Genomic DNA, 24222 nt, shown 5'->3' on the forward strand with positions numbered 1-24222 from the left:
TGGAGTGGTGAGAATGGAAGGCAAAACCGTGCTGGTGACCGGAAGCACCGGAGGTATCGGGAAGGAGACCGCACGAGCCCTGGCCGGTCTGGGCGCCGGCGTCATCCTCGTCGGTCGCGACAAGGGTCGTGCCGATGCGGCCGTGGACGAGCTCCGCACCTCCACCGGAAATCACCGCATCGCAGCGATCACAGCCGATATGTCCCGGCTCGGCGACGTCCGGCGCCTGGCCGAAGAAGCCGCTGCCCGGACCGGTGGCGTGGACGTGTTGATCAACAACGCGGGGGCGACGCGATCGCACCGAACACTGACCGAGGACGGCATCGAAACCGCGTTCGCGGTCAATGTGGTCGCGCCGTTCTGTCTTGCGCACTGGCTGATGCCGGCTCTGACGGCCGCCGGGTCGGCCCGGATCATCAACATCACCGGTGGTATCCCGAAGGGGCGGATCGACCTGGACAATCTGCAAGGCGAGCAGTCCTACATCGGACTGTCGTTCTACAACCAGACCAAGCTGGCGCAGATGGCGATGAGCTACCGCTTCGCCCAGGAGCTCGACGGCACACGAGTGACGTTGAACGTGGCTTATCCCGGGCACGCGTACACGTCGATGAACAAGGACCTCACCGCCGAAACCTATCCGCCGGCGGCACGCCCGATCGTGCCCGTCCTGCGGCTCGCCATGCCGATCTTCTACGGTCGCCGGGCACTGGTCAGGGCCACTCGCTCCAGTGTGTATCTCGCGTCCAGTCCGGAAGTCGAGGAGGTGCACGGCAGGTACTTCAACAGCAAGGCCGCGCCGGCCCGATGGCCCGATGCTGTTCTGGACAAGAACACGCGACGCGTTGTCTGGGAACTGTGCGAGGCCCAGCGCGACCGCCTGGCCACGTGGTGATCGGGCGCCGAGGTGGGATTCCGGTGCGGACGATGGTCGGCGCTCGGCCGGCCGCCGCGCCTCCCACGACTTCTGTGCCGCCGCATTAGCATCCAAGATCGTTGGCTTCGCAGTATCGGTTTCCGCAGATCGTCGGCGTACGGCTCAGGAAAGCAGGTCGATGAAAACCCTTCTCGCGCTGCTCGTTCGAATCGGCCTGGTATTCGTCTGCCTGGGCCTCGGTTCCGCGGCCTCGCCGGCGGCGGTCGCCCAACCCGGCCCTACGGTATCGAATCCCGTACTGGTGATCGGCGGATTCGATGCCGACCAGGGGATTCTGGAGAAGCTGCGCGAGGCTTTGGACGAATGGGGATATTCGGCTTATTCCATGGTTCTTCCCGCGGTGCCGTCCCTCTCCGGGGCGCCGACGGGGTCGGCTCCCATCGCCGAATCGGCAGCCGCGGTCGCGCAGGCCGTGGAGGAGATCCGGCGGGAGACCGGTGCGGCGCGGGTCGATGTCGCCGCGCATTCGATGGGCGGGCTCGCCGCCCGGCACTGGGTCAAATTCCTCGGCGGCGGCGAATCTGTCGGTACCTACGTCGATTTCGGCACGCCGAATTCGGGCCAGTCGCTCGGCTTGCTCTGTTCGCTCTTCTGGCCCGGATGCCTGGATATCGCGCCCGGTTCGCCGTTTCTGCGGGCACTCAACGAACCACCCGCGGTTCCGCCCGGACTCACCGCCTACCACCTGTTCTCGGAAAACGAAGGCCCGGAACGTGAGCCGCTGCCGGGCGCGTTCAACGCCGGCGTTCAGGATTTCTGCCCGGGCCGGCACGTGATTCACCGCGATGAACCACGCGACGGCGCGTTCCAGGAGCTGATCGTCTCGGCCTTGCGTGGAGGCCCGCTGGCCACCAGCTGTCCGTAGCAATACTGCTCCCGGAGCGCAGAACTCGATCAGCCATGCACGCTGGTGCGTCCGGCTAGGACGCGTCCGCCAGGACTCGCGTCATGGTGGCGAGCGGGCCCGGCGTACGTGCTCACGGAACCTCGTCCCGATCCGTTCCGAATCGATCGTTCGGGTCCGTTCCTGATCGCTCCCGCAACTACCTCACCTTCCGGAGCGTGGCTGTCCATCGCAGGCGATTTCGATGCGCTACTGAACAAGGCCGACTACCGGCGGTGATCAGGTGGTTCGCTGGAGGTGGCCGACGACTTTCAGATCGTCGGCCACCACAGCGTGGAACGTGTCAGTCGGCGTAGGTGAGGACCACGTCTCCCAGCACCGGCGCGTCGTCGCGGTCGACGGCCGTGGCGCTGATGGTCAACGTGCCCGGTTCCTGCCAGATGCGTGACCGCAGCGTCTCACCGGGGAACAGGACCCCGGCGAACCGCGCCTTGAAACCGGTGACCCGTGTCGCCGCGGACTCCAGCACCGTATCGGTGGCGGTTTTGCAGATGATCCCGTACGTGCACAGCCCGTGCAGGATCGGTGCCGGGAAACCGGCTCCCTTGGCGAATTCCGGGTCCGAGTGCAGCGGGTTGCGGTCGCCGCAGAGACGGTAGAGCAGCGCCTGCTGCGGCAGGGTCGCGGTGGTGACGTCGAAATCCGGGGCCCGGTCGGGGAGTTCGGCCTTGTTGCTGGGGCCGCGTTCGCCGCCGAAACCGCCTTCGCCGCGGGCGAAGATGGAGGACCGTTCGGTCCACAGGGCTTCGCCGTCGGAGCCGGTGACGGTGAATTCCTGCACGATCACCGCGTTGGATCCCTTGTCCCAGATCTCGCTGATCCGGCCGGTGCGGGTCGCTTTACCCGAGGCGGGCAGCGGCCGGTGCACCTGGATCTCCTGTGCGCCGTGAACCACCTTCGCGAGGTCGATATCGACGCCCGGGAATTTCACCTTCGGCGGGTCGGTATCGCGCAGGGTGTGCGCGACGGTGGCGAAGGTGGGCAGGACTTGCGGCTCCCGATCGTCTAGGTAGCGCAGTTCGGCGGGATCGGTCCAGCGGTGACCGGCGCCGATACCCAGGTGGTAGAGCGCGATATCGGAGGCGGTCCAGGAGAATTCCTTGCTCGGCAGTTCCGCGCCGAGCGCTACCTGTGGATCGATGGGCATAACTTCTCCTCGGCTCAGGCCTCGGCCGGTGACGCGGCGGACCCGGCCTTCTTGCGGTCGATGATGTCGTGGACGGCGAGGTAACCGAAGGCGATGGCCGGGCCGATCGTCGCGCCGGGGCCGGCGTAGGTGTGGCCCATCACCGGGGTCGACACATTGCCGGAGGCGTAGAGGCCGTCGATCGGGGTGCCGTCCTCGCGGAGTACGCGGGCCGCGGTATCGGCGACCAGGCCACCCTTGGTGCCGAGATCGCCGGGCACCATCTTGGCGGCGTAGAACGGCCCCTGGACCAGCGCGGCGAGGCACGGGTTGGGTTTGACGGTGGGGTCGCCGTAGTAGCGGTCGTACTGGCTGTCGCCGCGGTGGTAGTCCTCGTCCTTGCCGGAATCGGCGAACTTGTTGAACCGTTCGACGGTGGCGGCGAGTTTATCGGCGGGAACCCCGATCTTCTCGGCCAGTTCCTGCAGGGTCGCGGCCTTGACGATCAGGTCGTTCTCCATCCAGCGCGACGGGAACTTCAGGCCCGGCTGCAGGCTGGCGAACATGTACCGGTTGCGGTAGCGCTGATCGAAGACCAACCAGGTGGGGATGTTCTCGCCCGGACCCTCACCCTGCCCGTATTCGCCGCCGTACATGGTGTGCACGGCCTCCACGTAGGGCGCGGATTCGTTGCCGAACCGCTCACCCTTCGGGTTGATCATGATCGAACCGGGCAGGTTGCGTTCGGACAGCGCAAACCACGGCTTTCCACCCTTGAAGATGGTCGGACCCCACCAGGCGTCCTCCATGAAGCCGATCGCGGCACCCGCGTCCATACCGGCGAGGATGCCATCTCCGGTGTTGGTGGCGGCGCCGGTCGTCCACTCAGTGGTAATCGGTTCGCGCTGGTACTTGGCGCGCATCTCGGCGTTGTGCTCGAACCCGCCGCTGCCCAGCACCACACCGTGGCGGGCGGTGAAGCGGACGGTTTCGCCCTTGTGGGTGGCCTCGACGCCGGTGACCTTGCCGTCCTCGATCACCAGTTTGTTCATCGGGGTGTCGAGCAGCACGGGCACGTTCGCGTCCATCAGGCCCTTGCGCATACCGGCGATGATGGCCTGACCCATCACCATCAGGTGCTTACGGGTGAATTTGGCCCAGTAGGTGCGCACGCCGACCCGCAGCGCCCGGATCATGCCCTTGGGGTGGCGGCGGATCAGGTTCAGCCGGACGAAATCGGCCTGGGTGACGGCGACGTTCAGCGGAGCTTTGGAGTAGGGCGGGTGGATGTTGAAGCGTTCGTCGCCGAGGATCATGGCGTTGAACGGTTTGGGTTCACAGGATCGGCCACCGGCCCGGCCGCCCGGAGCTTCGGGGTAGTAGTCGGAGTATCCCTTGACCCATTCCATTTCCAGCGGACTGTTGGCCAGCACGAAATCGAGGGCTTCCGCACCGCGGTCGATATAGGTGTCGATACGTTCGGCGGGCACCACGTCGCCGATGATGCTGTGCAGGTAGCGCCGCGCTTCCTCGCGGTCGTCGGGACCGCCCGTATCGCGCAGGGCCTTGTTGCCGGGGATCCACACCCCGCCACCCGAGCGCGCGGTGGACCCACCGTAGTAGGGCGCCTTCTCCAGGAGCACCACACTCAGCCCGTTGTGCGCGGCGGTGAGGGCGGCGGTCATTCCGGCGGCGCCGCTGCCGACCACCACCACATCATATTCCCGATCGTTCATGTAGAACACGTTATAGAATGATGGCGCTGTTGGTCTATGTTGTGTGGCAGAAGACTTATTCTGCCGCGTAACCGGCAGCGAAACTCGTTTCAATTCTGGTGGAGTGGCTCGATGGCGCAAGAATGGGATCTGACCGCCGACGTGGTGGTCGTCGGATACGGAGCGGCCGGAGCGGCGACGGCGCTGCAGGCCACCGAAGACGGTGCCCAGGTACTCGTCCTGGACCGGTTCACCGGCGGGGGAGCGACCGCACTGTCCGGCGGGATCATCTACGCCGGCGGCGGCACCTGGGTGCAGCGCGCGGGCGGGGTCGAGGACACTCCCGAGCAGATGCTGGCCTATCTGGAACGCGAAGTGGGTGACGCGGTCACGCCGGCTACCCTGCGCCGGTTCGTCGACGGCAGTCCCGCCATGATCGACTGGCTGACCGGGCACGGCGTGCCGTTCGAGGCATCGCTGTGCCCGTACAAGACCTCGTACCCGAACAACGACTACTACCTCTATTACTCCGGTAGCGAGATCTCGGGCGCTTTCAACGACATCACTCCGGCGCAGCGCGGTCATCGGGTCAAGGGGTGGGGCACGTCGGGTAAGAAGCTGTTCGAGCCGCTCGCCCGGTCCGCGGCGAACAAGGGTGTGCGCGTCGAATCGCTCACGACGGCGACTGCGCTGCTCACCGACGACACCGGCGCGGTGGTCGGCGTGCAATGCCGCACCCTGCGCGATGCACCCGCCCAGGTCCGCTCGCGCTACATCCGGATGGCCGCGATCGCCGCCAAACCCGGTATCTACTACCCGCCCCTGCGCCGCGCCCTGGAAAAGCAACTCGCCCGCCTCGACCGCCGCTACGGCACCACCATCCGGGTATCCGCCCGGCGCGGTGTGGTGCTCACCGCGGGCGGGTTCATCGCCAACCGGGAGATGGTGCACGCCTACGCCCCCGCCTACAAGAACGGGCTGGCCCTGGGCAGTTCCGGTGACGACGGCAGCGGTATCGAGATGGGTCGCAGTGTCGGCGCCGCCACCGCCCGGATGGGAAATGTCTCGGCATGGCGGTTCCTGCTGCCGCCGAGCTCGTTCACCGGTGCGCTGCTGGTGGACGGAAAGGGTCAGCGGGTCATCGACGAGACCCGCTACGGCGCTGCGGTCGGTGACGCTCTGATCAAACGGCACGACGGTATCGGTTTCCTGCTCGCCGACGAGGAACTCATGCGGAAGGCGATCTCGCAGATCGGTCCGCAGGCCGCCTGGTTCCAGCGAATGCAGTTCGAGGTCATGCGCCGTAAAGCCAAGCGCGGCACGACTCTCGACGCCGTCGCGGCCGCCGCGGGCATCGATGCGAAGGGTCTGCGGGAAACGGTCGCCGAGCACAACAGCGCCTACGCCACTGGAGCCCCCGACCCGGTCGGCAAACCCGCCGAATACGTCCGTCCCGTCGGCGCCGGCCCGTACTGGCTGGTCGATGTCTCGATCAAACGGAGCCTGACCAACCCCTGCCCGATGTTCACCGTCGGCGGGCTGGTCGTCGACGAGGACACCGGCGCGGTGAAGGGCGCCGACGGCGCCGATATCCCGGGCCTCTACGCCGCCGGCCGCACCGCCGCCGGAATCTGCGTGAACTCCTACGTCAGCGGGTTGTCCCTGTCCGACTGCATTTTCTCCGGTCGGCGCGCAGGTCGCAGCGCGGCGGGTGAGCAGTCTGCCGCCTCCACGCCTGCTGCCGCCCGTCCTTCCGTGGATTGACGAGGGCGCAGCTGCCCGGAACCTCGCTGCACAAGGCCGGAAGAGCGCTGTGCGCCCGGGTCAGGCAGGGGCGAAGATCTCGTTCAGGGTGGTCGCGGTAAGCACGCGGGGTGTCCACGTTTCCAGTTCGTCGGTGTCGGCGGAGCGCACCCGGTCGACCGTTTCGGCGGGCAGCGTCCCGAATTTTGCGGCCAACAGCTTGAGCAGCACGCGGGCCTCCCCTTCGGCGCGGCCTTCCACTCGGCCTTCGGCGCGGCCTTCGGCGCGGAGTCGTTCTGCGGTGGTCACAGCTACCTCCTTGGCTCGCGGACCGAGCTGATTCAACAGGGCTTGCAGATCCTCGAGACCGGTATCGCCCTCCAGGAAAATGTACTCGAACACTCGCCACAGGTCATCTGTGGTCAAGTCGTTCAGATCGGCGGTAAAGCGTTGCAGATCATGGCCGAGGTTTGTGTTCTTGGCGGTGATTTTGTGCAGGATCAGCACCAGCCGCGCCGGCGGGGTGAGATCACGGGCCTGGATCGCGGCGATATCGACCTGGGACAGGTCGTCGAGCAAGATCTTCAAGCTCGGCAGGTACTCGGCCAGTTCGGCGCGAGTCCGGTCATCGATATCGATCAGCTCGCCCAGTTCGGTCGGATAGTTCCATCGTTCACCTCTGGGCCCGGAATGCACGACCAGCGGGATGACAGCGGGTAGAGCTTTGCTGTTCGGGTGGGCGTCGAGGTGCTGGGTCCAGGTCATGAGCATGTAGCGCAGCATCCGCATCGGCATGAACCTGTCCGGACACGACTGGTGCTCGACAAGGACGTAAACGTAGGCGTTGTGGCCGGACAGGCGGGTATGGAACAGCAGATCACTGTAGAACGCGCGCAGGTTCTGCTCGACGAAACCGGCCGGTTGCAACTCCAAACAGTCGAAGTCCAGACGGGCGGCGAGTGGTCCGGGCAGGTTGGCGCGCAGTATTCCGGCGATCTCGGCTTTACGGGAGCAGATCGCTTTGAACAGTCCATCGTGTGGAGTCGACGATTGCACGGCCATAGCCGGCGACGTCGCTGGTCAGTGGAACTCTATTGAATTTTACGGTCGGGCCGCGTGGCCGGTTACCGCCTGTCCAAATTCATGGGTGTTCCCCGAACAGCTTTCCATATACCTCTGATGCGCGGACTCTGAGTTCCTTCTCGTCTATTCCTCCCACTTCTTCACGTAGGGCTGGCTCTGACACGTAATCGTCTACAGATGCGAATAGCTCGTCTAAGATATCGAAGTCGGGTCCTGTTGCTTGGTTCCTGTCGTTTTTGAAGTGGTGAAGGTAATTTTGTCCGAATTCGTCAGCGCCGGACTTGCCGGATAATAGCGACTCCAAAATGGGCTTGTATCCCGCGACCATTCGTGCAATGGCAGCACTATTCTCATTCATCATCCATCGCCAAGTTTTCCTCCTTCGAGTACATTCTGTTTTTGCCCATCACTCAGCTTCCATCCCGATACAAATTTTCCAGAAGGTTTGGAACCCCTCTTTTCCGCAGGGGAGTGGTAACCCCAAAATCGGTGGCGTGTTTGAATTTGGCCTCAATTTGTTTCGGGTTCGTCTCCAGGGGGATCCCTGGCACAGGATTTACCCCTGGGCCAGGTGGTTGGCTGCTATCGGCTGCGACCGCGTCTTCGGCGTTTCGATGGTGTCGTGGAGGTGTTCGAGTTTGGTGTGGGTGTCGGTGGTATTGACGACTTTGCCGGCGTTAACGGTGGTGCCGGATGAATCCTTCCAGCGATTTCGGGGTAACTGTTCTGATGTCACGTCGATGAATCAACGGCGGTCGATCACCTTTTGGAGGTCTACGACCAGAAGTCCGTGGGTGGCGTCGGCGCTGCATAATTGATCGAATAGCCAGCGCGCCGTTGATTCCTCACGAATTTTATTCGAATTCAGATCTCGGACGGTGACAACAGTCCGGAATTTCGAGAACGGAATTCCGAGGTCGTCCTCGTAGTCGTGCGACGTTTCTAACTCCACGGCGGTGTTGTCGAGAATGAAAGCTTTCAACGTGGCGCCGTCAGGCGCTTGTTGCGTACGTGGGCGGGCGCCAGTAATCGTCTGGATAGATGTAACTAGCGTTGGCTCGTCCATGTCTGTGTCGATGAATATCTGGTGATACGAGCTCACCACATACCTCCTATGGCCAAGTGATTTCCCAGCCGTCGCCAATTATGCGGACAGTGGTCATTTTATCCGGACTGGCGCCGAGGAACCTATTCAAACCGCGCTGCGCTTCGTCTTGCGATATTCCGCTATGTTCCGCGTTGATAATTGCATTCGGTGCCTGCCCGCTCGCTGAGTTCAACGCATTCTTCACCGTGTTGTTCGACGCGCCTTCGTTGAGGGTTTTGAATTCCGTTGGGACGCCATTCACAAGCGCGTCAGGAGTTCTCGTTTCTCCTTCCGCCACTCCCTTGACATTCTTTCCTTCGTTCGCGAGTATCTCGGCGATTTCTCTTTCAGCCGGATCGAATGACTTCTCCGATTCGTCTATCTCACCACGTTCTGGAGCAGAAGTGGCTTCGACGGCGTCCTCGGCGGTTTCGATGTCCTCGTGGATGCGTTCGAGTCCGGTGCGGGCGGCGGTGATGTTGCGAGTGAGGGTGATCGAGTCATGTAGTTCTGCGGCGTCGATGATGGTGCGGAGGTCGCCTACGGTGTTGTCGATGATATCGGCGGCTTTGCCGGAGCGGACGGCGGTGACGGCGGCGGTGCCGACACCGAAGGTGATGACGGCGGCTTCGATCTCGAGGGTGCGTGTGACGGTGACTTGCTTGTCGAGTGTGTCGGCGAACACAGACAGCATGGCCCCGAGTTGGGTTCGCATCTTGTCGTGTCCGGCTTTCTGGTGTGCGCATTCGCCAGCCAGTTCGGTGAAGGTGGCGATAAGGTCTTCGGCGGCGGTTTTCATGGTCCGTAGGTCGTCGTCGATAGTGTCGACCTCGGGTGCGGTGACGGTGGCGAACAGTGTGGCGACACGGCCGAGTTCGGTGGGCAGCTCGGTGGTTTCGAAGGCCGCGGCGATAGCGTTCCAAACGGTGTAAGCGGCGTGGAGTTTGTGGGTGTCGCCGTTGGGGATGGGTATAGCGATCTTGCGGGCGAGGTCGAGTCCGTCGTCGACCAGGCTGGCCCCAGGGCCGCCGACGGAGGTCGGTGGTGGAGGCTGAGGGGTGAATATCAGGGGCGGATCGGCTGGTTTCGCAGGCGGTGGTGTGCCGGAGGTCGGATCGTGGTCGGCGAGGGCGTAGATGTGGCCGATCTGGTTGAGTGCGCCGATGTAGCGGTCGGCGACGGTGATCAGAGCTGCCACGAGCTGGTCGGTGTCCTGGACGTGTTTGTTGTAGTAGTCGGCCCCATTGTTTTCCGGGTCCGATACTGCCGGCCATGGCCGTGGTGCTTTCGAGGGCTTTCAGGTGGAATGTGTAGTTGGTGAAGAATTCGCCGACGGCGTGGTTGATGCGGGTGGCGGCGTCGTAGTAGGTGGCCGGGTCGACGTTGATGTAGTTCATCAGCCGCTATCGGTTGCCGAGGATGCGTCGCACGGTGTCGATGGCGGTGGTGTAGCGGGTGTGGGCATCGAGGGCGGCTTGGCGCATCGCGTCGACGCCGTCGCTGACGTCGGTGGCGCCGGTTGACCAGTCCCGGTAGGCGTCGGCTTGGGCGCGGGCGGCGTCACCGGTCCAGGTGTGTTGCAGGGCATCCATGCGTTGCTGGAGGCTGGTGAGGCTGTCGTTGAGGAACCCAACGAAATTGCCTGCGCGGGCGGTGAGGTTGTCGAGTTGGTCGAGGTCGACCTGGAAGGCTTGTGAATCGTCGGGCACGATGGATCCCCCGGGATATGGCTAAAGGTTCAGCGATGGGTAGCTCTGGGAATTGGTGTCGTCCTGTTCGACGAACGATGCGGTGGTGACGCCCAGGAGTTCGGCGATGGTCGACAATGCTTCCAGTACCTCGACAGCGCCACGTTTGGTTTCGTCCCAGCCCGCGCGGTAGGCGGTGGCGGAGTGGCCTTTCCATACCCCGAGCACGGCGTCGATATCGGTGTCGAGGGAGTGGAGGGCGTTCACCAGCTGGTCGGCGGTGAGCTGAACGAACTTACCCGCATCCAAGACATGGTCAGGAACTACCTGCAAGCCCGGATCCGCTGGCCCCTCTGACAAAACGTCCCCCCGAACTCATCGAACAATCGCTGTACCAACAGTACTGGCAGGGCGGGCACTGTCAATCGAACGGTTACAACCCACGGATAGCTCACATTGCTTGGTCTTCGCGGTGATCGCTCAGGGTGCGGTCGAGGAGGTTCTGGAGGTGGATGGCGAGGTCGGCGGTGGTGGTGGGGACGGCGTTGACGGTGGCGGTGGTGCGGACTCGGTAGCGGCCGTCGGGGTAGTCGATGAGGTGGAAATCGCGGGCGGGGCGGCGCGGTGGTCGTAGGCGGCGCCGGGGTAGACGGCGAAGTGGACGACGCTGCTGCGGGAGCGTTCGAAGAAGCGGTGGGCTTTGCGGCGGGCGGGGCGTGGGGCGTCGTCGGAGAATCGGGTGAACGGGGTGTCGTCTTCAGATTCGAGGGTGGCACGGTCGATGAACTTCCTGCAGCACATCATGACGATCCTCGACATGAACGGCCGCGCAGCCGTGGTCCTGCCCGACAATGTGCTGTTCGAGGGCGGGGCCGGGGAGACTCTGCGCCGCAAACTGCTGACCGATTTCGACCTGCACACGATTCTGCGGCTGCCCACCGGCATCTTCTACGCCCAGGGCGTGAAAGCAAATGTGCTTTTCGTCGATAAGAAGCCTGCCGCTGAACAGCCCTGGACCAGCAAACTGTGGGTATACGACCTGCGCACCAACCAGCATTTCACCCTGAAACAGAACCCGCTGCGCCGCCGGCATCTCGACGAGTTCGTCGCGGCCTACTTGCCCGGCGAAGACCGTGCCCGGCGGACGGAATCGAGCGGTGGAAATCGTACGGCTACGACGAACTCATAGTCCGCGACAAGACCAACCTCGACATCACCTGGTTGCGCGACGAGTCGTTGGAAGACACTGACAACCTGCCTGCTCCCGAGATCATCGCCCGCGAGATCGTAGAAGACCTGACCGCAGCTTTGGCGGAGTTCGAAGCGGTCGCGGCGGCGTTGGAACAGAGTGGGGCAGCAGGGTGGTCGAACTGATGGTGCGGTGATCGGTTTCAGGTGGTTCTTTCGTTATTGAGGACGAGAACTGGCCGGAAGAGTCGCTACCTTGGTGTTCGTGACGGATACCGCAGAAACCGCCGGCGCGGATACCCTTCCCGACAACCTCGTCGCTCGCTACCGGCACGACGGCTATCTCCATGTACGCAATGTCCTCGACCCCACCGAGCTGACCGAGTTTCTCGCCGACGCTCGGGACCGGTTGGACCGGCAGCACACGGTCGCCTGGGACGCCGAGGACGGGAACGTGATGGACTGGGTGGTCGAGCCCGAGCGGATCAGTGAACCGATGCGCCGGTTGGCATTACATCCCGGAATCACCGGGATCGCCGAACGTCTGGCAGGCCGGCCGCTGCGGCTCTATAAATCCGAGCTGCTGCGCAAAGGTACCTCCGGTAGCGCGCCGACCCCGTTGCACACCGATGACCCCGCATTCCCGTTGGACGCCGCTCCGGTAACTCTTACGGCTTGGGTGGCACTCGTCGATGTGCCCGTCGAGCGCGGGTGTATGACGTTCGTGCCCGGATCACATCGCTGGCCCGAGGATACGGTTCCGCAGTTCGAGGACCCATTCGCAGCCAATCCCGAAGCCCGTTGGTGGCCACAGGTCACCGTGCCGATCCGGGCGGGCGACTGCACTTTCCACAGTTCGCGGCTGATCCATCGCGCCGGAGCCAATACGACGGATATCGCACGGGTCTCGCTGGCGACGGTGTACATGGACGAGGCGGCGATCTACCGCCCGATCCCGGGAAACACCTATTACGACCCGGTACCCGACCGGGAACCGGGTCAACCGCTGGACAGCGACCGCTATCCCCGAGTCGGTTCCGCCGCCGGTGCCCGATGACGGGCAAAATCGACTTCAAGAAGACCCTCGACGCCTATCAGGCGAAACGCTACCGGTTCCGGATCGTAGAGGTACCCGATATGAACTACCTCATGATCGACGGCCACGGTGATCCGAACGCCTCACCCGTGTTCACCGCGGCGGTCGAAGCCTTGTACCCGGTGGCCTACAAGCTGAAGTTCGCGAGTAAACGCGACCTCGGGCGCGACTACGTCGTAATGCCACTGGAGGGGCTGTGGTGGGCCGACGATATGGACTCCTTCACGGGGGCTCGGGACAAATCGCGGTGGGACTGGACGCTGATGATCATGGTTCCGGACTGGACCGACCGGGAGATGTTTGCGGCCGCGGTCGTGCAGGCCGGGGCGAAGAACCGCCCGGCCCGCCTGGACGACGTGCGTCTGGAGACGTTGTCCGAAGGACGTTGTGTGCAGACCTTGCATATCGGCTCCTTCGATGACGAAGCCGAGGTCCTGGCGCGCATGCATCAGGAGTTCATCCCGGACAACGGACTGCGCATGGCCGGTAGGCACCACGAGATCTACCTGAGCGATTTCCGCAAGGTTGCGCCGGAGAAGCTGCGGACGGTACTCCGCCAGCCGGTCGAGGATTCGCCGAATTCCTTCGCCGACCCGGCTTCATCGGGCTCGGCGGACTGAACGCCACTCCGGTGTATTCGAGGGGCCGTTCGCTCCGGGCGTGTGACTGGCCCGCGTAACTTCCGGCCGAGTCGCGACGCCCGGCATCACGCCGCGATATCCGGCAGTGCCGGGTAGTCGATATAGCCCTCCGCACCGCCCACATACATCAGCCGGCCCTCGCGGATTTCGTTCAGCGGCGCCCCGATACGCAGACGCCGGACCAGGTCCGGAGTGGTCAGGAAGGCGCGGCCGAGGGCAATGAAGTCGGCACCGGCGGCAAGCAGGGCTTCGGCCTCGGCAACGATGGCCGCCGGATCGCGGGAATCGCCCGAATTCGCGGGATTGGCGATGAGGGTTCCGGGCCAGCTGTCGCGGAGCCGGCGCAGCAGCGGGTCGGCCGGGTCGGACCGGACTGTGTGCAGGTAGGCGAGCCCCCGGTCGGCGAGTACGGTGGCGAGGGCCGGATAGAGGTCCGCGGTGTCATCTTCTTCGATCCCGTTGACAGGGTTCGCCGGGGAAATACGCAACCCGACGCGGTGCGCGCCGATGGCGGCCGCGACCGCTTCGACGACCTCGACCGTGAAACGGATCCGGTTCGCGACCGTGCCGCCGTATGCGTCGGTGCGCCGGTTGGTGTTCGAGGCCAGGAATTGATGCAGCAGATAACCGTTCGCACTGTGTACCTCGACCCCGGCGAAACCGGCGGCAACCGCATTGCGGGCGGCGGCCGCGAAATCGGCGACGGTCCGCTGGATCTCGTCGATGGTCAACTCTTCTGGGACCACCGCTTCCCGGCGGCCGTTCGGGGTGTGAATCGTTTCGGGCAGCGCGATCGGCGAGGGAGCGACGGGTATCAGCCCACTGTTGTCGGGATGCCCGACCCGGCCCCCGTGCTGCAGTTGCAGGAACATCCGGCCACCTCCGTGCTGTACGGCCTCGGTGACCTGCCGCCAGCCCGCGACATGCTCTGCGCGGTGGATACCGGGGATGTTCGGGTAGGTCTGACCGACCGGATTCGGGGTGGCGGCCTCGGCGATGATCAGCCCGGCCGTGGCGCGCTGGGCGTAGTAGGTCGCCATCAGGCCGGTCGGTGTACCGTCCGCGGCCGCGCGGTTGCGTGTGAGCGGCGCCATCACCAGCCGATGCGACAGTTCGAGTTCACCGAGACGAGCCGGGGTGAATAGACGGCCGGTTGCTGTGGTTGTCATGTCTGGACGGTAAGACTTCACATCAATGTGAGGTTCAAGTCCGAATGAGGAACTGCGAGGTGAGAATGCGAATCGGCGAGCTGGCGCGGCGGACCGGAGTCAGTGAACGTTCACTGCGCTACTACGAGGAACAGATGCTGCTGACGGCCGACCGTACGCCGGGCGGCCACCGTGACTACCCGGAACCGGCGGTGGACCGGGTGATCCGGATCCAGGAGTTGTTCGCGGCAGGGCTGTGCAGTAAGAAGATCGTGCAGATCCTGCCCTGTATGCGCGATACCGCCGGCGGCGCCGGCGAGTATGCCACCCCCGAGCTCGTGAGCGAGCTGGAAGTCGAGCGCGACCGGATCAACCGGATGATTGCCGACCTCGTCCGATCCCGGGGGGTGCTCGACGAGGTGATCGAGCGGGCCGGCGCGGATTTCGCCACTGCACACACGTGACCGGGACGGCCGAACCGGCCTTCGACGCGATCGTCCGGCCGGCCGCGACGCCGGAGTCGGTCCGGATATCGTCGGCCCGATAAAGAACCTGATCGACCGGCAGTTCGCCGACGGCCGGGCGGGCGAGGGTTGGTGCCGACCGTCGAGGAACTGGCCCGGTCCGGGCACCTGTCGCCCGGACCGGCTGCGTAGCCGCCGCGCGTGCGGTCCGTCGGCTGGACCGTACAGGCCACGCACTATTCGAGCGGAATATCCGGCTCGTCCGTGTGCTCGGCTCGCGGTCCGTGGATCCTGCGGTCGGCCTCGGCTATCGCGATGTCGTTGATACTCGCTTCCCTGCGCCGCATCAGGCCGTGCTCGTCGAACTCCCACAGTTCGTTGCCGTAGCTGCGCCACCAGCGGCCCGCATGGTCGTGCCATTCGTACTGGAAGCGAACGGCGATGCGGTCGTCGCCGAAGCTCCACAAGCTCTTGCGGAGTGCATAGTCCAGTTCCCGCTCCCATTTGGCAGTCAGGAATGCGACGATCTCGTCGCGGCCGGTGACGAATTGATCGCGATTGCGCCACACGGAGTCCGGTGTGTATGCAAGGGCCACTCGTTCGGGGTCCCGGCTGTTCCACGCGTTCTCGGCGGCTCGAACTTTCTGGTGCGCGGTTTCCGCGGTGAACGGGGGAAACGGGGGTCGGATATCGGTCATGGCAACCTCTCAGGGTGCGGATCGGTCACGACGCCGGTGGGAGACCGGTTGCGGCCTGCTGTGCGGCGAGCGCCGTCTCGAGTTGACTGATTCGTTCTCGTAGCGGTTCGGTGGCGGCCCGCATTTCGTCCACGGTGAATCGTGGGGTGATGTATTTGGGGCAATTCCAGTCGAAGGCGACGACTTCGACCGTGAGAACGCCTTCGATCCGCCCGGTGGCCCTGAGTGGTTCGAGGGTATCGGGCGCCGGTTCTGGGTCGAATCGCGCGTGTCCGAGTATCTTGAGTCGCTTGCGATTCGGGTAGTCCACCGCGATGATCGCCACCCGGTCGTCGTGGTCGAGGTGACCGGCGGTGATGTACTGCCGATTGCCGGTGCTTTCCACCCAGGCCAACTGGGTTGGGCCGGTGACCTTCACGAAACCGGCCGGCCCACCGCGGTGCTGTACGTAGGGCCAGCCGTTGCTGCCGGTGGACGCGATGTAGAAACTGTCGCGGTGCTGCAGGAACTCGGCTTCCGCCGCGCCCAGGCCGGTGGGCACGGGCGCGGCGGAAAGCGCGTGTTCGTAGCGGTCGAGTGAGCCTTTCCGGCGCTGGTGCGCCTGCTCCTCCGCTCCGAAAGTGAGCGCGAAGAAATGCTCCATGGTCAGAAGGCCAGGATGGAGTATCCGTTGTCGACGAGGGTGCGCAGGCTGGCCACGCCGGAGGTGCCCGGCAGCGGGTTGTCCTTGATCAGATCGAGGCCGGCGGCGGTGGCGCCTTCCCGGCCGCCGAAGAGATCGCTGCAGCCGCATGAGATGCCGGCGATGGTGTGACGCACCGCCTGGTAGACGTCGTAGGCGGGATGCTCGGGTGATTCCAGCAGTTCGGGCCAGCGGGTGCCTGCGCCCTGGAATTGCACCCGGACCTCGTCGCCGGCCTGGTCGAAATCGTAGGCGGCGGCGAGGGCGTTGAACATGCGGCCGAGTGCTTCGTCGCCGCCGTTCGGGTCGCTCATCACGAGTACTGCGGTCTTGGTCGCGGTGCCGGAACTCATTGTTGTCTCCTTTGCGGCCTGCGTGAGAACGGTCGTTCTCGACGGGCTTCTGTAGTGTAGGAGAACGACGGTTCTCAACGCAAGGAGGTCATTGTGGCGGATGAGGCCGAAGCAGTGCAGGTGCTCGCCGCCGCCGATCGCCTGTTCAACGAGCGCGGGGTGCAGGCAGTCGGGATGGACAGCATCCGCGACGCCGCGAAACTACCGCTGAAACGGCTCTACCGGCTGTTCCCTTCCAAATCCGCGCTCGTATGTGCGGTCCTGGAGCGGCGCGACGGTGACGTGCGCACAGCGATTGCCGAATATGTGGAGGCGCGGGCCGATACGCCGCGCGAGCGGATCTTGGCCGTTTTCGACTACCTGCTCGAATGGTTCGCCGACCCCGACTTCCGGGGATGCCTGTTCATCAACACCGTCGGAGAACTGGGCGGTACCTCGGACGAGGTCGGCCGGATCGCCCGCCGGCACAAGCTCGCACTGCGTGACTATCTGGCCGAACTCGTCGCCGAATGTGCCTTCCCGGCCGGGTTGGCGGACCAGTTGATGATTCTCGCCAACGGCGCCATGGCCACGGCCGCCGTGCAGGGCGACGGGCCTCGGGTGGCACAGCAGGCGCGCGCCGCGGCGGCGACCTTGCTGTCCGCCGCCGAACGCAGCGAAGGTTCGTGATAGGCGCTGCTGTGGGATGCTCCGCGGCGCGGACTCGGCCGACCAGCGGTCGCGGCAGCTGCCGACATCCGTGGGCTCACGCTGCTGCCTCGCGGCGGCAACTTCGACTGCGTGGCGGCGTCGCCGGTCGGCCGGTGTCGAGGAACGGTCGCCGGAACTAGAGCCAGGTGTCCAAGGTGGTGGTGGTGAGGAAATCGTCCAGGTCGGCGCGCCAGGGGGCCGGGGTGGTCTTCTCCGGTTCGATGGCGGTGTACTGGCCGCGGTAGAACAGCAGCGGGCGGCCGTTCGCCGTCGCGGCGGTTTCCGTCATGGCCAGGACCCGGCCGATGACGATGTAGTGGTCGCCACCGTCCACCACGCGGTCCACCGCGCATTCGATGGTGGCCAGCGAGTTGTCGAGCCGGGGGAGCCCGAGTTCGGATGTGTGCCAATCGATTCCGGCGAACTTATCCGGTTCGCGAGACCCGAACCTCGCGCAGACCGGCTGCTGTTCCTCGGCCAGGACGTTGGCGCAGAACCGGCCGTTGGCCTCGATCGCGGCCCAGGAACGCGAGCCTTTGGTCGGGCAGAACAGAACCAGCGGCGGGTCGAGGGACAGCGACGCGAAGGACTGGCAGGCGAAACCGACCGGAGTGTTGTCGTCGGTGAATGTGGTGATCACCGTGATGCCGGTGCAGAACTGCCCGATGGTATTGCGGAACTGCCGGGGGTCGATGGTGGGCTCGGCTGCCGCTTCGGGGGCGCCGTCCGCCGGATCCGCTGATGCCGTCACGTTCATACCGTCCTTGCTGGTTCACGAAAGCTGCCGGCGGGCGGACCGCCGGATTGCGGCCGGCCCGGAGCGAGTATCGCACCGGGCCGGCCGTAGATCACTTGAATCCCACGGAGAAGTCGTGTCCCCACAGGCTCACCGCGGTGGATTCGCGCGCGGTCCAGCTGTGATCGTCGACTTCCAATCCTTCACAGCCGAATTCGATATCGAATCCGCCCGGGGTCTTCATATAGAACGACAGCATCTTGTCGTTGATATGCCGGCCCAGGGTCGCCGACATCTTCACCTTCTTGCGCTGCGCGCGATCCAGGCAGAGGCCGACATCGTCGGAGTTCTCCACCTCGACCATCAAGTGCACGATGCCGGTCGGGTTGGGCAGCGGCAGGAACGCCAGCGCGTGATGGCGCGGGTTGCAACCGTAGAACCGCAGCCACGCCGGGTCCCCGGCCTCCGGGCGACCCACCATCTGCGGCGGCAGCCGCATGGAGTCCCGCAGCCGGAAACCGAGAACATCCTGGTAGAACGCCTGCGCGGCCGCATCGTCGGTGCAGGTCAGGACCACGTGTCCGAGGCCCTGCTCCGCGGTGACGAATTTGTGGCCGTAGGGGCTGACGAACCGGCGGCCGAGGTACTGCGCGCCGTAGAACGCTTCGAGCGTGTTGTCGGAGGGATCCTGGAACCGGATCATGCCCTCGACGCGGCGTTCGTCCAGCTCCTCCTTGGTGCCCTCGGTGTAGGCGATGCCTTCCTTCTCGAGGGTTTCCCGGAGTCGCTGCAGCGCGGGCCCGTCGGTGACCTCCCAGCCGGAGACCAGCAGCCGGTCCTGGTCGCCGGGCACGATCACCAGGCGAGCGGCGAAATCGTCCATACGCAGATAGAGCGCATCGGGATTCGCGCCGGAGCCCTCCATCATGCCGAGCACTTTCAGCCCGTACTCGCGCCAAGCCGCCATATCGGTGGCTTCGATCCGCATATAGCCGAGTGCCTTGATACTCATCGTCATTTCTCCTTGACGCCGAGCAGGAAATCGGTGGCGAGCCGGTTGAATTCCGCGAACTTCTCGAGCTGGGCCCAATGCCCGCAACCACCGAAGACGTGCAGCTGGGCGCGGGGAACCGACTTCAATGCGACCAGTGCGCCGTCGAGCGGGTTGACCCGGTCCTCACGGCCCCAGATGAGCAGTACCGGCTGGCGCAGCTTGTAGGAGTCGCGCCAGAGCATGCCCTTCTCGAAATCGGCGCTCGCGAACGATTTACCCATCGCGCGCATCGCCGCGATCGATTCCGGCTTCTTCGCCGCTTCGAAACGCTCGTCGATCAGTTCGTCGGTGACCAGCGCCTGGTCGAACACCATGATCCGCAGGAACGCCTCGATGTTCTCCCGTGTCGGCTCATACGTGAACTTCGACAGCAGTCGCACGCCCTCGGTCGGGTCGGGCGCGAACAGGTTCGTGCTCAACCCGCCGGGACCCATCAGGACCAGCTTCCCGGCCCGGTCGGGGTAGTCGAGTGCGAACCGCACCGACGCCCCACCGCCGAGCGAATTGCCCAGCAGATGGACCCGATCGGTGATGTCGAGAGTGTCCAGCAGATCCTTCAGCGCCGACGCGCTGTGCACGAAGTACTGCGGATGCTCGGTGGGCTTGTCGGACTGCCCGTATCCGGGCTGGTCCACGGCGATCACATGGAAATCGCGGGCCAGTACCGGGATATTGCGGGAGAAGTTCGACCACGACGAAGCCCCCGGCCCGCCGCCGTGCAGCAGCACGATGGTGGGGCCGTTGCCGACCCCGGCCTCGTGATAGTGCAGTTTCAGATCCGGCCGGACCTGCGCGAACTTCGAGGTGGACTCGTAGGTGAGTTCGGCGGTCGAGGTCATCACACCATCCCGTCCGAAACCGGCAGACCGAACTCGTGGGTGCCGTACATGAGGTAGGCGCGCTCCGGATCGTTGGAGGCGTGTACCCGGCCGGCGTGCGCGTCGCGCCAGAACCGCTGTAGCGGGGTGCCGTTGACCAGGGCGGTGGCGCCGGAGCTCTCGAACAGTTTATCGATCGAGGCGATGGCCCGGCCGGTCGCGCGGACCTGGTCGCGGCGGGCGCGTACCCGCAGGTCGAACGGGATTTCCTTACCTTCGAGCAGCAGTGCGTATTCGTCGGCGACATTGCCCGACAGCTGACGCCATGCGGCATCGATATCGCTGGACGCCTCGGCGATCCGCACCTTGGTGAACGGATCCTCCTTGGCCTTCTCGCCGGCGTAGGCCGCGCGGACACGCTTGCCCTGATGCTCGACATGCGCCTCATAGGCGCCGTAGGCCATACCGACGATCGGCGCCGAGATGGTGGTGGGGTGGATGGTGCCCCACGGCATCTTGTAGACCGGGTCGGTGTTGCGTTCCAGGCCCGGCGACGTCAGATCGTTCATGGTCTTGTAGCTCAGGAACCGGTGCGTGGGCACGAAAACGTCCTTCACCACGAGGGTGTTGGAGCCGGTGCCGCGCAGCCCGACCACGTTCCAGACATCGTCGATCTCGTATTCCGAGCGCGGGATCAGGAAGCTGCCGAAATCGACCGGCTTGCCGTTCTTGATCACCGGCCCGCCGACGAAGGTCCAGTCGGCGTGGCCCGAACCAGACGACCAGGCCCAGGATCCGCTGACCTGGTAACCGCCGTCGACCACGGTGCCCGCACCCATGGGCGCGTAGGAGGAGGAGATCCGGACATCGGTGTTCTCGCCCCACACCTCTTCCTGGGCTTCCTGGCCGAAGAGGGCCAGATGCCAGTTGTGCACGCCGATGATCCCGGCCACCCAGCCGGTGGAACCGCAGGCGCCGGCGATCTTGCGGACCGTGTCGTAGAAGACGACCGGGTCGGCCGCCAGTCCGCCCCACTGCTTGGGCTGCAACAGCCGGAAGAATCCGGCTTCCTGCAGGTCCTTGATCGATTCGTCGGGAATCTGCCGAAGGTCTTCGGCTTCCTGTGCGCGGGCGCGCAGCGTGGGCAATAGCGCTTCGACCCGTTCGGTCACTTCTCGCGTCATCTCCGGCCCTGCTCCTGCCTGGTTGTTTTGCTAACCGGTAGTTATCTGCTCAGCGCAGAATTTACCTCTGAGACTAGAACAGGTTCTTGTTCATGTCGAGAACCGGTGTTCGTGTGCTGCCGATATGGGACTTGTGCTGGATGTCATGCGAATAAGCTGGCGTTCCAGGCGCCAGTTTTGTAACGTGTTCTAGTACAGCAGGAGGAGGAATCGCGATGGCAGTAACCCCGGCAAGCGGTGGTGCGAAGGTGCGGGAGCTCGACGTCGGTTCGACCCCCACCCGGTACGCGCGCGGATGGCATTGCCTGGGCCTGGCGCAGAATTTCCGGGACGGCAAACCGCATTCGGTGCAGGCATTCGGCACCAAACTGGTGATCTGGGCCGACAGCGCCGGCGACTTGCATGTACTCGACGCGTACTGCCGCCATATGGGCGGAGATCTGAGTATGGGCGAGGTAAAAGGTGACGATATCGCCTGCCCGTTCCACGACTGGCGGTGGGGCGCGAGCGGCAAATGCACGTCCATTCCCTACGCCCGGCGGGTTCCGCCGCTGGCGCGGACGCGGCGCTGGACCACCCTGGAACGTAACGGCCAGTTCTTCGTCTGGCACGACCACGAGGGCAACGAACCGCCGCCCGAGGTCACCATCCCCTACATCGAGGGCCCCTACACCGATGCGGACGGGAACCCGAAGGAGGAACTCGACAGCGGCTGGACGCAGTGGACCTGGAACTCGTTGCTGATCGAGGGCGCGAACTGCCGCGAGATCATCGACAACGTGGTGGATATGGCCCACTTCTTCTATATCCACTACGCCTTCCCCACCTACTTCAAGAACGTTTTCGAGGGGCATGTCGCCACTCAGTTCCTGGAGACCAAGGGGCGTCCCGATGTCGGGATGGGCGCCAAGTACGCCGGTGATCAGCTCCTGAAATCGGAGGCCTCGTACTTCGGGCCCTCCTACATGGTCAACCCGCTGGTCAACAGCTACGGCGGCTACGAGATCACGGTCAATCTGATCAACTGCCACTACCCGGTGTCGCAGGATTCTTTCATGTTGCAGTGGGGTCTGACCGTCGAGAAGCCGAAGGGCCTCGACGACGCCACCGCGCAGAAACTGGCGATGACGATGGCCGATTTCTTCGGCGACGGCTTCCTGCAGGACGTGGAGATCTGGAAGCACAAATCCAAGGTCGACAACCCGCTGCTCACCGAGGAAGACGGCCCGGTCTACCAGCTGCGGCGCTGGTACGACCAGTTCTACGTCGATGTCGCCGACGTGACCGAGAAGATGACTCAGCGCTTCGAGTTCGAGGTCGATACGACCAGGGCGAACGAGGCCTGGGAAGCCGAGGTCGAAGAGAATCTGCGGCGTAAGCGCGAAGAAGAGGCGGCCGCAGACCAAGCGGAGGCAGGAGTCTGACATGCCCAGCTGGGCGAAAGCACCCGACTTCGCCGACCAGCCCGCGCGGCGGGACGCGGTGCGGGCCCAGACGGTCGTGGACCGGGAACGGTACCTGGAGGAAGGCCTGACACCGTTGCGGTGTCAGGCCTGCCATACCGAGGTACTGGTTCGTAAGAGCAGTTCCCGGCAGACCTCCGTGCAATGGACCGGCGATCCGGCGGCGCAATGCCCGGTCTTCGCCGAGATCAGCGCCAAAGGGCGCGGTCCGGGTCGCCCGGACACCTGCGAACGGTTGCAGAAAACCATCAAATGGGCCGTGGACGAGGGCGTGCTCGACGTTCCGGAGTAGGGGACCGGCGGGTGGCCAACGACGAACGGCGAATTCTGGCAGGGCATCGTCACCGGCATCATGCGCCTCCGCTGCCCCGGCCTCGCGTCACTCGGTCTCTTGGCGTACTCGGAGCGTTTCAGCGGTCTCGGAACATGTAGCTCGACGCCCTTCGAGATCGCGGGCTCATTGCCCGGCCTGTTTCCTGGGCTCCGGGGCCCCGGTCGCTGCCCCGGGCCGAACCCGGCGGTGCCGTTGAGGAGTTCCGTCTTCAGAAGTCTCGAAGTATGTCTTGGATGCTCCTGTCGGCCCAAGGGCGGCGGTCACGGGAGGTGCTCCTCCTGACCGCCGCCCGATACGGTCGCGTCAGGCGATCCAGGGTCAGCGAGTCCCGCGTTCCCGGTACATGCGGCGCTGCTGTTTGGTGATACTGCGCCAGGCCTGATCGCGTTCGGCCTGTAGCCGCTTATCGGTGCGGGCCTGCAACCAGGCGTTTTCCCGGGCCAGTTTGCGGTAGCTGTGCAGGCGGCGCGGGGTGAGGATGCCGGAGTCGACGGCTTCGCGGACCACACATCCCGGTTCGCGGTCGTGTGCGCAGTCGTCGAAGCGGCAATCGCGGGCCAGCTCCTCGATATCGCTGAATGTCCGGCCGATACCTTCGGCGGCGTCCCACACACCCACGCCTCGGAGGCCGGGAGTGTCGATGAGTGTGCCGCCGCCCGGAAGTGGGCGCAGTTCCCGGTGCACCGTGGTGTGCCGGCCCTTCTTGTCGGCGCCGCGCACCTGATTCGTGGCGAACACCTCCGCGCCCAGCAGAGCGTTGGCAAGTGTGGACTTACCGGCACCGGACGGCCCGAGTAGTGCGACGGTGCCGTCCAGTACGGCGGTGAGTACGTCGAGACCGGTGCCGGTTTCCGCGCTGACGGCCAGCGCCGTCGCACCCGGAGCTATCGCCCGGACCGCATCGAGCGGCAACTCCTGCGCGGCGTCGGCCTTGGTGAGGACGACGACCGGTTGGGCGCCGCTCTCCCAGACCAGCGCGAGCATTCGTTCGATCCGGCCCAGATCCACATCGCCGTCGGCGGCAGTGCAGATCAGCACGGTGTCGACATTGGCGGCGAGGGTCTGGTGTTCGGACCGGCCGGAGACCGACGAGCGCGCGATAACCGAACGTCGCGGCAGCAGCGTCCGGACATGGGACCGGGCGTCCAGGACCACCCAATCGCCGGTGCACAGGCCGCTGACCTCGGAATCAGCGCGTGGGCAGGTGGCACGAACGGGGCCGTCCGGGGTGACTACATCACATTCGCCACGGTCCATCCGCACTATGCGGGCGGGGATGAAACCAGGATCGAGATACGGCAGATATTCCTCGGCGAGGCTCTCGTTCCAGCCGTAGGGGACGAGCAGGTCGTAGTCGACCATTGTGGGGAATTCCTTCGTCGGGCGCCGA

General features: G+C 64.8%; 29 protein-coding genes. 12 read left to right on the forward strand and 17 right to left on the reverse strand.

Annotated features, from left to right (window positions below; genetic code table 11):
- Positions 1-13: 13 nt before the first annotated feature.
- Both ON22_RS02020 and ON22_RS02025 read left to right on the forward strand, forming a co-directional pair.
- Complete coding sequence (locus ON22_RS02020; RefSeq protein ID WP_033244000.1) at positions 14-895, forward strand: SDR family NAD(P)-dependent oxidoreductase; 882 nt, start codon at positions 14-16, stop codon at positions 893-895.
- Positions 896-1055: 160 nt separating this feature from the next.
- Positions 1056-1802 carry a lipase family alpha/beta hydrolase gene (locus ON22_RS02025; protein WP_033244001.1) on the forward strand — a complete coding sequence of 249 codons (747 nt, stop codon included), beginning with the start codon at positions 1056-1058 and terminating at the stop codon, positions 1800-1802.
- Positions 1803-2124: 322 nt separating this feature from the next.
- On the opposite strand, the gene chsH3 is transcribed toward ON22_RS02025, so the two are convergent.
- Both chsH3 and kstD read right to left on the reverse strand, forming a co-directional pair.
- Positions 2125-2988: an enoyl-CoA hydratase ChsH3 gene (gene chsH3 / locus ON22_RS02030; protein WP_033244002.1), complete on the reverse strand. Its 864-nt coding sequence runs from the start codon at positions 2986-2988 to the stop codon at positions 2125-2127.
- 14 nt (positions 2989-3002) lie between these two features.
- A complete protein-coding gene (gene kstD / locus ON22_RS02035; protein ID WP_033244003.1) occupies positions 3003-4712 on the reverse strand; it encodes a 3-oxosteroid 1-dehydrogenase in 1710 nt (569 codons plus the stop codon).
- Positions 4713-4814: 102 nt separating this feature from the next.
- Here kstD and ON22_RS02040 point away from each other — a divergent pair, with 102 nt between their 5' ends.
- A complete protein-coding gene (locus tag ON22_RS02040) occupies positions 4815-6446 on the forward strand; it encodes an FAD-binding protein (RefSeq protein WP_033244004.1) in 1632 nt (543 codons plus the stop codon).
- 60 nt (positions 6447-6506) lie between these two features.
- On the opposite strand, the gene ON22_RS02045 is transcribed toward ON22_RS02040, so the two are convergent.
- From ON22_RS02045 to ON22_RS02070, 6 genes are all read right to left on the reverse strand, one after another.
- Complete coding sequence (locus tag ON22_RS02045) at positions 6507-7487, reverse strand: Rpn family recombination-promoting nuclease/putative transposase (RefSeq protein ID WP_033244005.1); 981 nt, start codon at positions 7485-7487, stop codon at positions 6507-6509.
- A 79-nt stretch (positions 7488-7566) separates the two neighbouring features.
- Positions 7567-7869 (reverse strand): colicin immunity domain-containing protein, encoded by a 303-nt coding sequence (locus ON22_RS35410; RefSeq protein ID WP_081595260.1) that lies wholly within the window; start codon positions 7867-7869, stop codon positions 7567-7569.
- A gap of 384 nt (positions 7870-8253) precedes the next feature.
- The gene (locus ON22_RS34330) at positions 8254-8610 is read right to left on the reverse strand and encodes a hypothetical protein (RefSeq protein ID WP_156052278.1); all 357 of its coding nucleotides are present in this window, start codon (positions 8608-8610) and stop codon (positions 8254-8256) included.
- 10 nt (positions 8611-8620) lie between these two features.
- The gene (locus ON22_RS37485) at positions 8621-9793 is read right to left on the reverse strand and encodes a CdiA C-terminal domain-containing protein (RefSeq protein WP_051157063.1); all 1173 of its coding nucleotides are present in this window, start codon (positions 9791-9793) and stop codon (positions 8621-8623) included.
- Between the two features lie 205 nt (positions 9794-9998).
- Positions 9999-10304, reverse strand: coding sequence for a WXG100 family type VII secretion target (locus tag ON22_RS02065; RefSeq protein ID WP_033244007.1), 306 nt, complete (start codon positions 10302-10304; stop codon positions 9999-10001).
- A 21-nt stretch (positions 10305-10325) separates the two neighbouring features.
- Positions 10326-10616: a WXG100 family type VII secretion target gene (locus ON22_RS02070; RefSeq protein WP_157170394.1), complete on the reverse strand. Its 291-nt coding sequence runs from the start codon at positions 10614-10616 to the stop codon at positions 10326-10328.
- Between the two features lie 139 nt (positions 10617-10755).
- Between ON22_RS02070 and ON22_RS36470 the strand changes: the two genes are divergently transcribed.
- The 5 genes from ON22_RS36470 to ON22_RS02085 all read left to right on the forward strand — a co-directional run bounded on the left by ON22_RS36470 (position 10756) and on the right by ON22_RS02085 (position 13187).
- On the forward strand, positions 10756-10917 hold the full coding sequence (locus ON22_RS36470; RefSeq protein ID WP_156052279.1) for a hypothetical protein: 162 nt from the start codon (positions 10756-10758) through the stop codon (positions 10915-10917).
- A gap of 147 nt (positions 10918-11064) precedes the next feature.
- Positions 11065-11472, forward strand: a complete 408-nt coding sequence (locus tag ON22_RS35420) for an HsdM family class I SAM-dependent methyltransferase (protein WP_231508544.1) — start codon at positions 11065-11067, stop codon at positions 11470-11472.
- A 32-nt stretch (positions 11473-11504) separates the two neighbouring features.
- Positions 11505-11657 carry a hypothetical protein gene (locus ON22_RS37765; protein WP_231508545.1) on the forward strand — a complete coding sequence of 51 codons (153 nt, stop codon included), beginning with the start codon at positions 11505-11507 and terminating at the stop codon, positions 11655-11657.
- Positions 11658-11736: 79 nt separating this feature from the next.
- Positions 11737-12528, forward strand: coding sequence for a phytanoyl-CoA dioxygenase family protein (locus ON22_RS02080; RefSeq protein WP_033244520.1), 792 nt, complete (start codon positions 11737-11739; stop codon positions 12526-12528).
- Complete coding sequence (locus ON22_RS02085) at positions 12525-13187, forward strand: GyrI-like domain-containing protein (protein ID WP_033244009.1); 663 nt, start codon at positions 12525-12527, stop codon at positions 13185-13187. Before ON22_RS02080 ends, ON22_RS02085 begins: the two co-directional genes overlap by 4 nt.
- A gap of 86 nt (positions 13188-13273) precedes the next feature.
- Here ON22_RS02085 and ON22_RS02090 read toward each other — a convergent pair whose 3' ends face one another.
- Entirely contained in the window at positions 13274-14377 is a 1104-nt protein-coding gene (locus ON22_RS02090) for an alkene reductase (protein WP_033244010.1), read from the reverse strand.
- A gap of 65 nt (positions 14378-14442) precedes the next feature.
- Here ON22_RS02090 and ON22_RS02095 point away from each other — a divergent pair, with 65 nt between their 5' ends.
- Positions 14443-14820 (forward strand): MerR family transcriptional regulator, encoded by a 378-nt coding sequence (locus ON22_RS02095; RefSeq protein ID WP_033244011.1) that lies wholly within the window; start codon positions 14443-14445, stop codon positions 14818-14820.
- A 236-nt stretch (positions 14821-15056) separates the two neighbouring features.
- Here ON22_RS02095 and ON22_RS02100 read toward each other — a convergent pair whose 3' ends face one another.
- The 3 genes from ON22_RS02100 to ON22_RS02110 are packed head-to-tail and all read right to left on the reverse strand — an operon-like array spanning position 15057 to position 16553.
- Positions 15057-15518 (reverse strand): nuclear transport factor 2 family protein, encoded by a 462-nt coding sequence (locus ON22_RS02100; protein WP_033244012.1) that lies wholly within the window; start codon positions 15516-15518, stop codon positions 15057-15059.
- Between the two features lie 25 nt (positions 15519-15543).
- On the reverse strand, positions 15544-16161 hold the full coding sequence (locus ON22_RS02105; protein WP_033244013.1) for a pyridoxamine 5'-phosphate oxidase family protein: 618 nt from the start codon (positions 16159-16161) through the stop codon (positions 15544-15546).
- Between the two features lie 2 nt (positions 16162-16163).
- On the reverse strand, positions 16164-16553 hold the full coding sequence (locus ON22_RS02110; RefSeq protein ID WP_033244014.1) for a hypothetical protein: 390 nt from the start codon (positions 16551-16553) through the stop codon (positions 16164-16166).
- Between the two features lie 93 nt (positions 16554-16646).
- On the opposite strand from ON22_RS02110, the gene ON22_RS02115 reads away from it, so the two are divergent.
- Complete coding sequence (locus ON22_RS02115) at positions 16647-17222, forward strand: TetR/AcrR family transcriptional regulator (RefSeq protein WP_306306575.1); 576 nt, start codon at positions 16647-16649, stop codon at positions 17220-17222.
- Positions 17223-17379: 157 nt separating this feature from the next.
- On the opposite strand, the gene hsaB is transcribed toward ON22_RS02115, so the two are convergent.
- The 4 genes from hsaB to hsaA all read right to left on the reverse strand — a co-directional run bounded on the left by hsaB (position 17380) and on the right by hsaA (position 21035).
- Positions 17380-18000, reverse strand: coding sequence for a 3-hydroxy-9,10-secoandrosta-1,3,5(10)-triene-9,17-dione monooxygenase reductase subunit (gene hsaB / locus ON22_RS02120; RefSeq protein ID WP_051157066.1), 621 nt, complete (start codon positions 17998-18000; stop codon positions 17380-17382).
- Positions 18001-18091: 91 nt separating this feature from the next.
- On the reverse strand, positions 18092-18991 hold the full coding sequence (gene hsaC / locus ON22_RS02125; protein ID WP_033244016.1) for an iron-dependent extradiol dioxygenase HsaC: 900 nt from the start codon (positions 18989-18991) through the stop codon (positions 18092-18094).
- A 2-nt stretch (positions 18992-18993) separates the two neighbouring features.
- The gene (hsaD, locus tag ON22_RS02130; RefSeq protein ID WP_033244017.1) at positions 18994-19872 is read right to left on the reverse strand and encodes a 4,5:9,10-diseco-3-hydroxy-5,9,17-trioxoandrosta-1(10),2-diene-4-oate hydrolase; all 879 of its coding nucleotides are present in this window, start codon (positions 19870-19872) and stop codon (positions 18994-18996) included.
- The gene (hsaA, locus tag ON22_RS02135) at positions 19872-21035 is read right to left on the reverse strand and encodes a 3-hydroxy-9,10-secoandrosta-1,3,5(10)-triene-9,17-dione monooxygenase oxygenase subunit (protein WP_033244018.1); all 1164 of its coding nucleotides are present in this window, start codon (positions 21033-21035) and stop codon (positions 19872-19874) included. The genes hsaD and hsaA overlap by 1 nt, the downstream gene beginning before the upstream one ends.
- Positions 21036-21250: 215 nt before the next feature.
- Here hsaA and ON22_RS02140 point away from each other — a divergent pair, with 215 nt between their 5' ends.
- On the forward strand, positions 21251-22459 hold the full coding sequence (locus tag ON22_RS02140; RefSeq protein ID WP_033244019.1) for a 3-ketosteroid-9-alpha-monooxygenase, oxygenase component: 1209 nt from the start codon (positions 21251-21253) through the stop codon (positions 22457-22459).
- A 1-nt stretch (position 22460) separates the two neighbouring features.
- A complete protein-coding gene (locus ON22_RS02145; RefSeq protein ID WP_033244020.1) occupies positions 22461-22790 on the forward strand; it encodes a hypothetical protein in 330 nt (109 codons plus the stop codon).
- A gap of 360 nt (positions 22791-23150) precedes the next feature.
- Here ON22_RS02145 and rsgA read toward each other — a convergent pair whose 3' ends face one another.
- Positions 23151-24194, reverse strand: coding sequence for a ribosome small subunit-dependent GTPase A (gene rsgA, locus ON22_RS02150; protein WP_033244021.1), 1044 nt, complete (start codon positions 24192-24194; stop codon positions 23151-23153).
- Between the last annotated feature and the right edge of the window lie 28 nt (positions 24195-24222).

The organism is Nocardia carnea NBRC 14403, assembly GCF_000308515.1.
GTDB classification, from domain to species: domain Bacteria; phylum Actinomycetota; class Actinomycetes; order Mycobacteriales; family Mycobacteriaceae; genus Nocardia; species Nocardia carnea.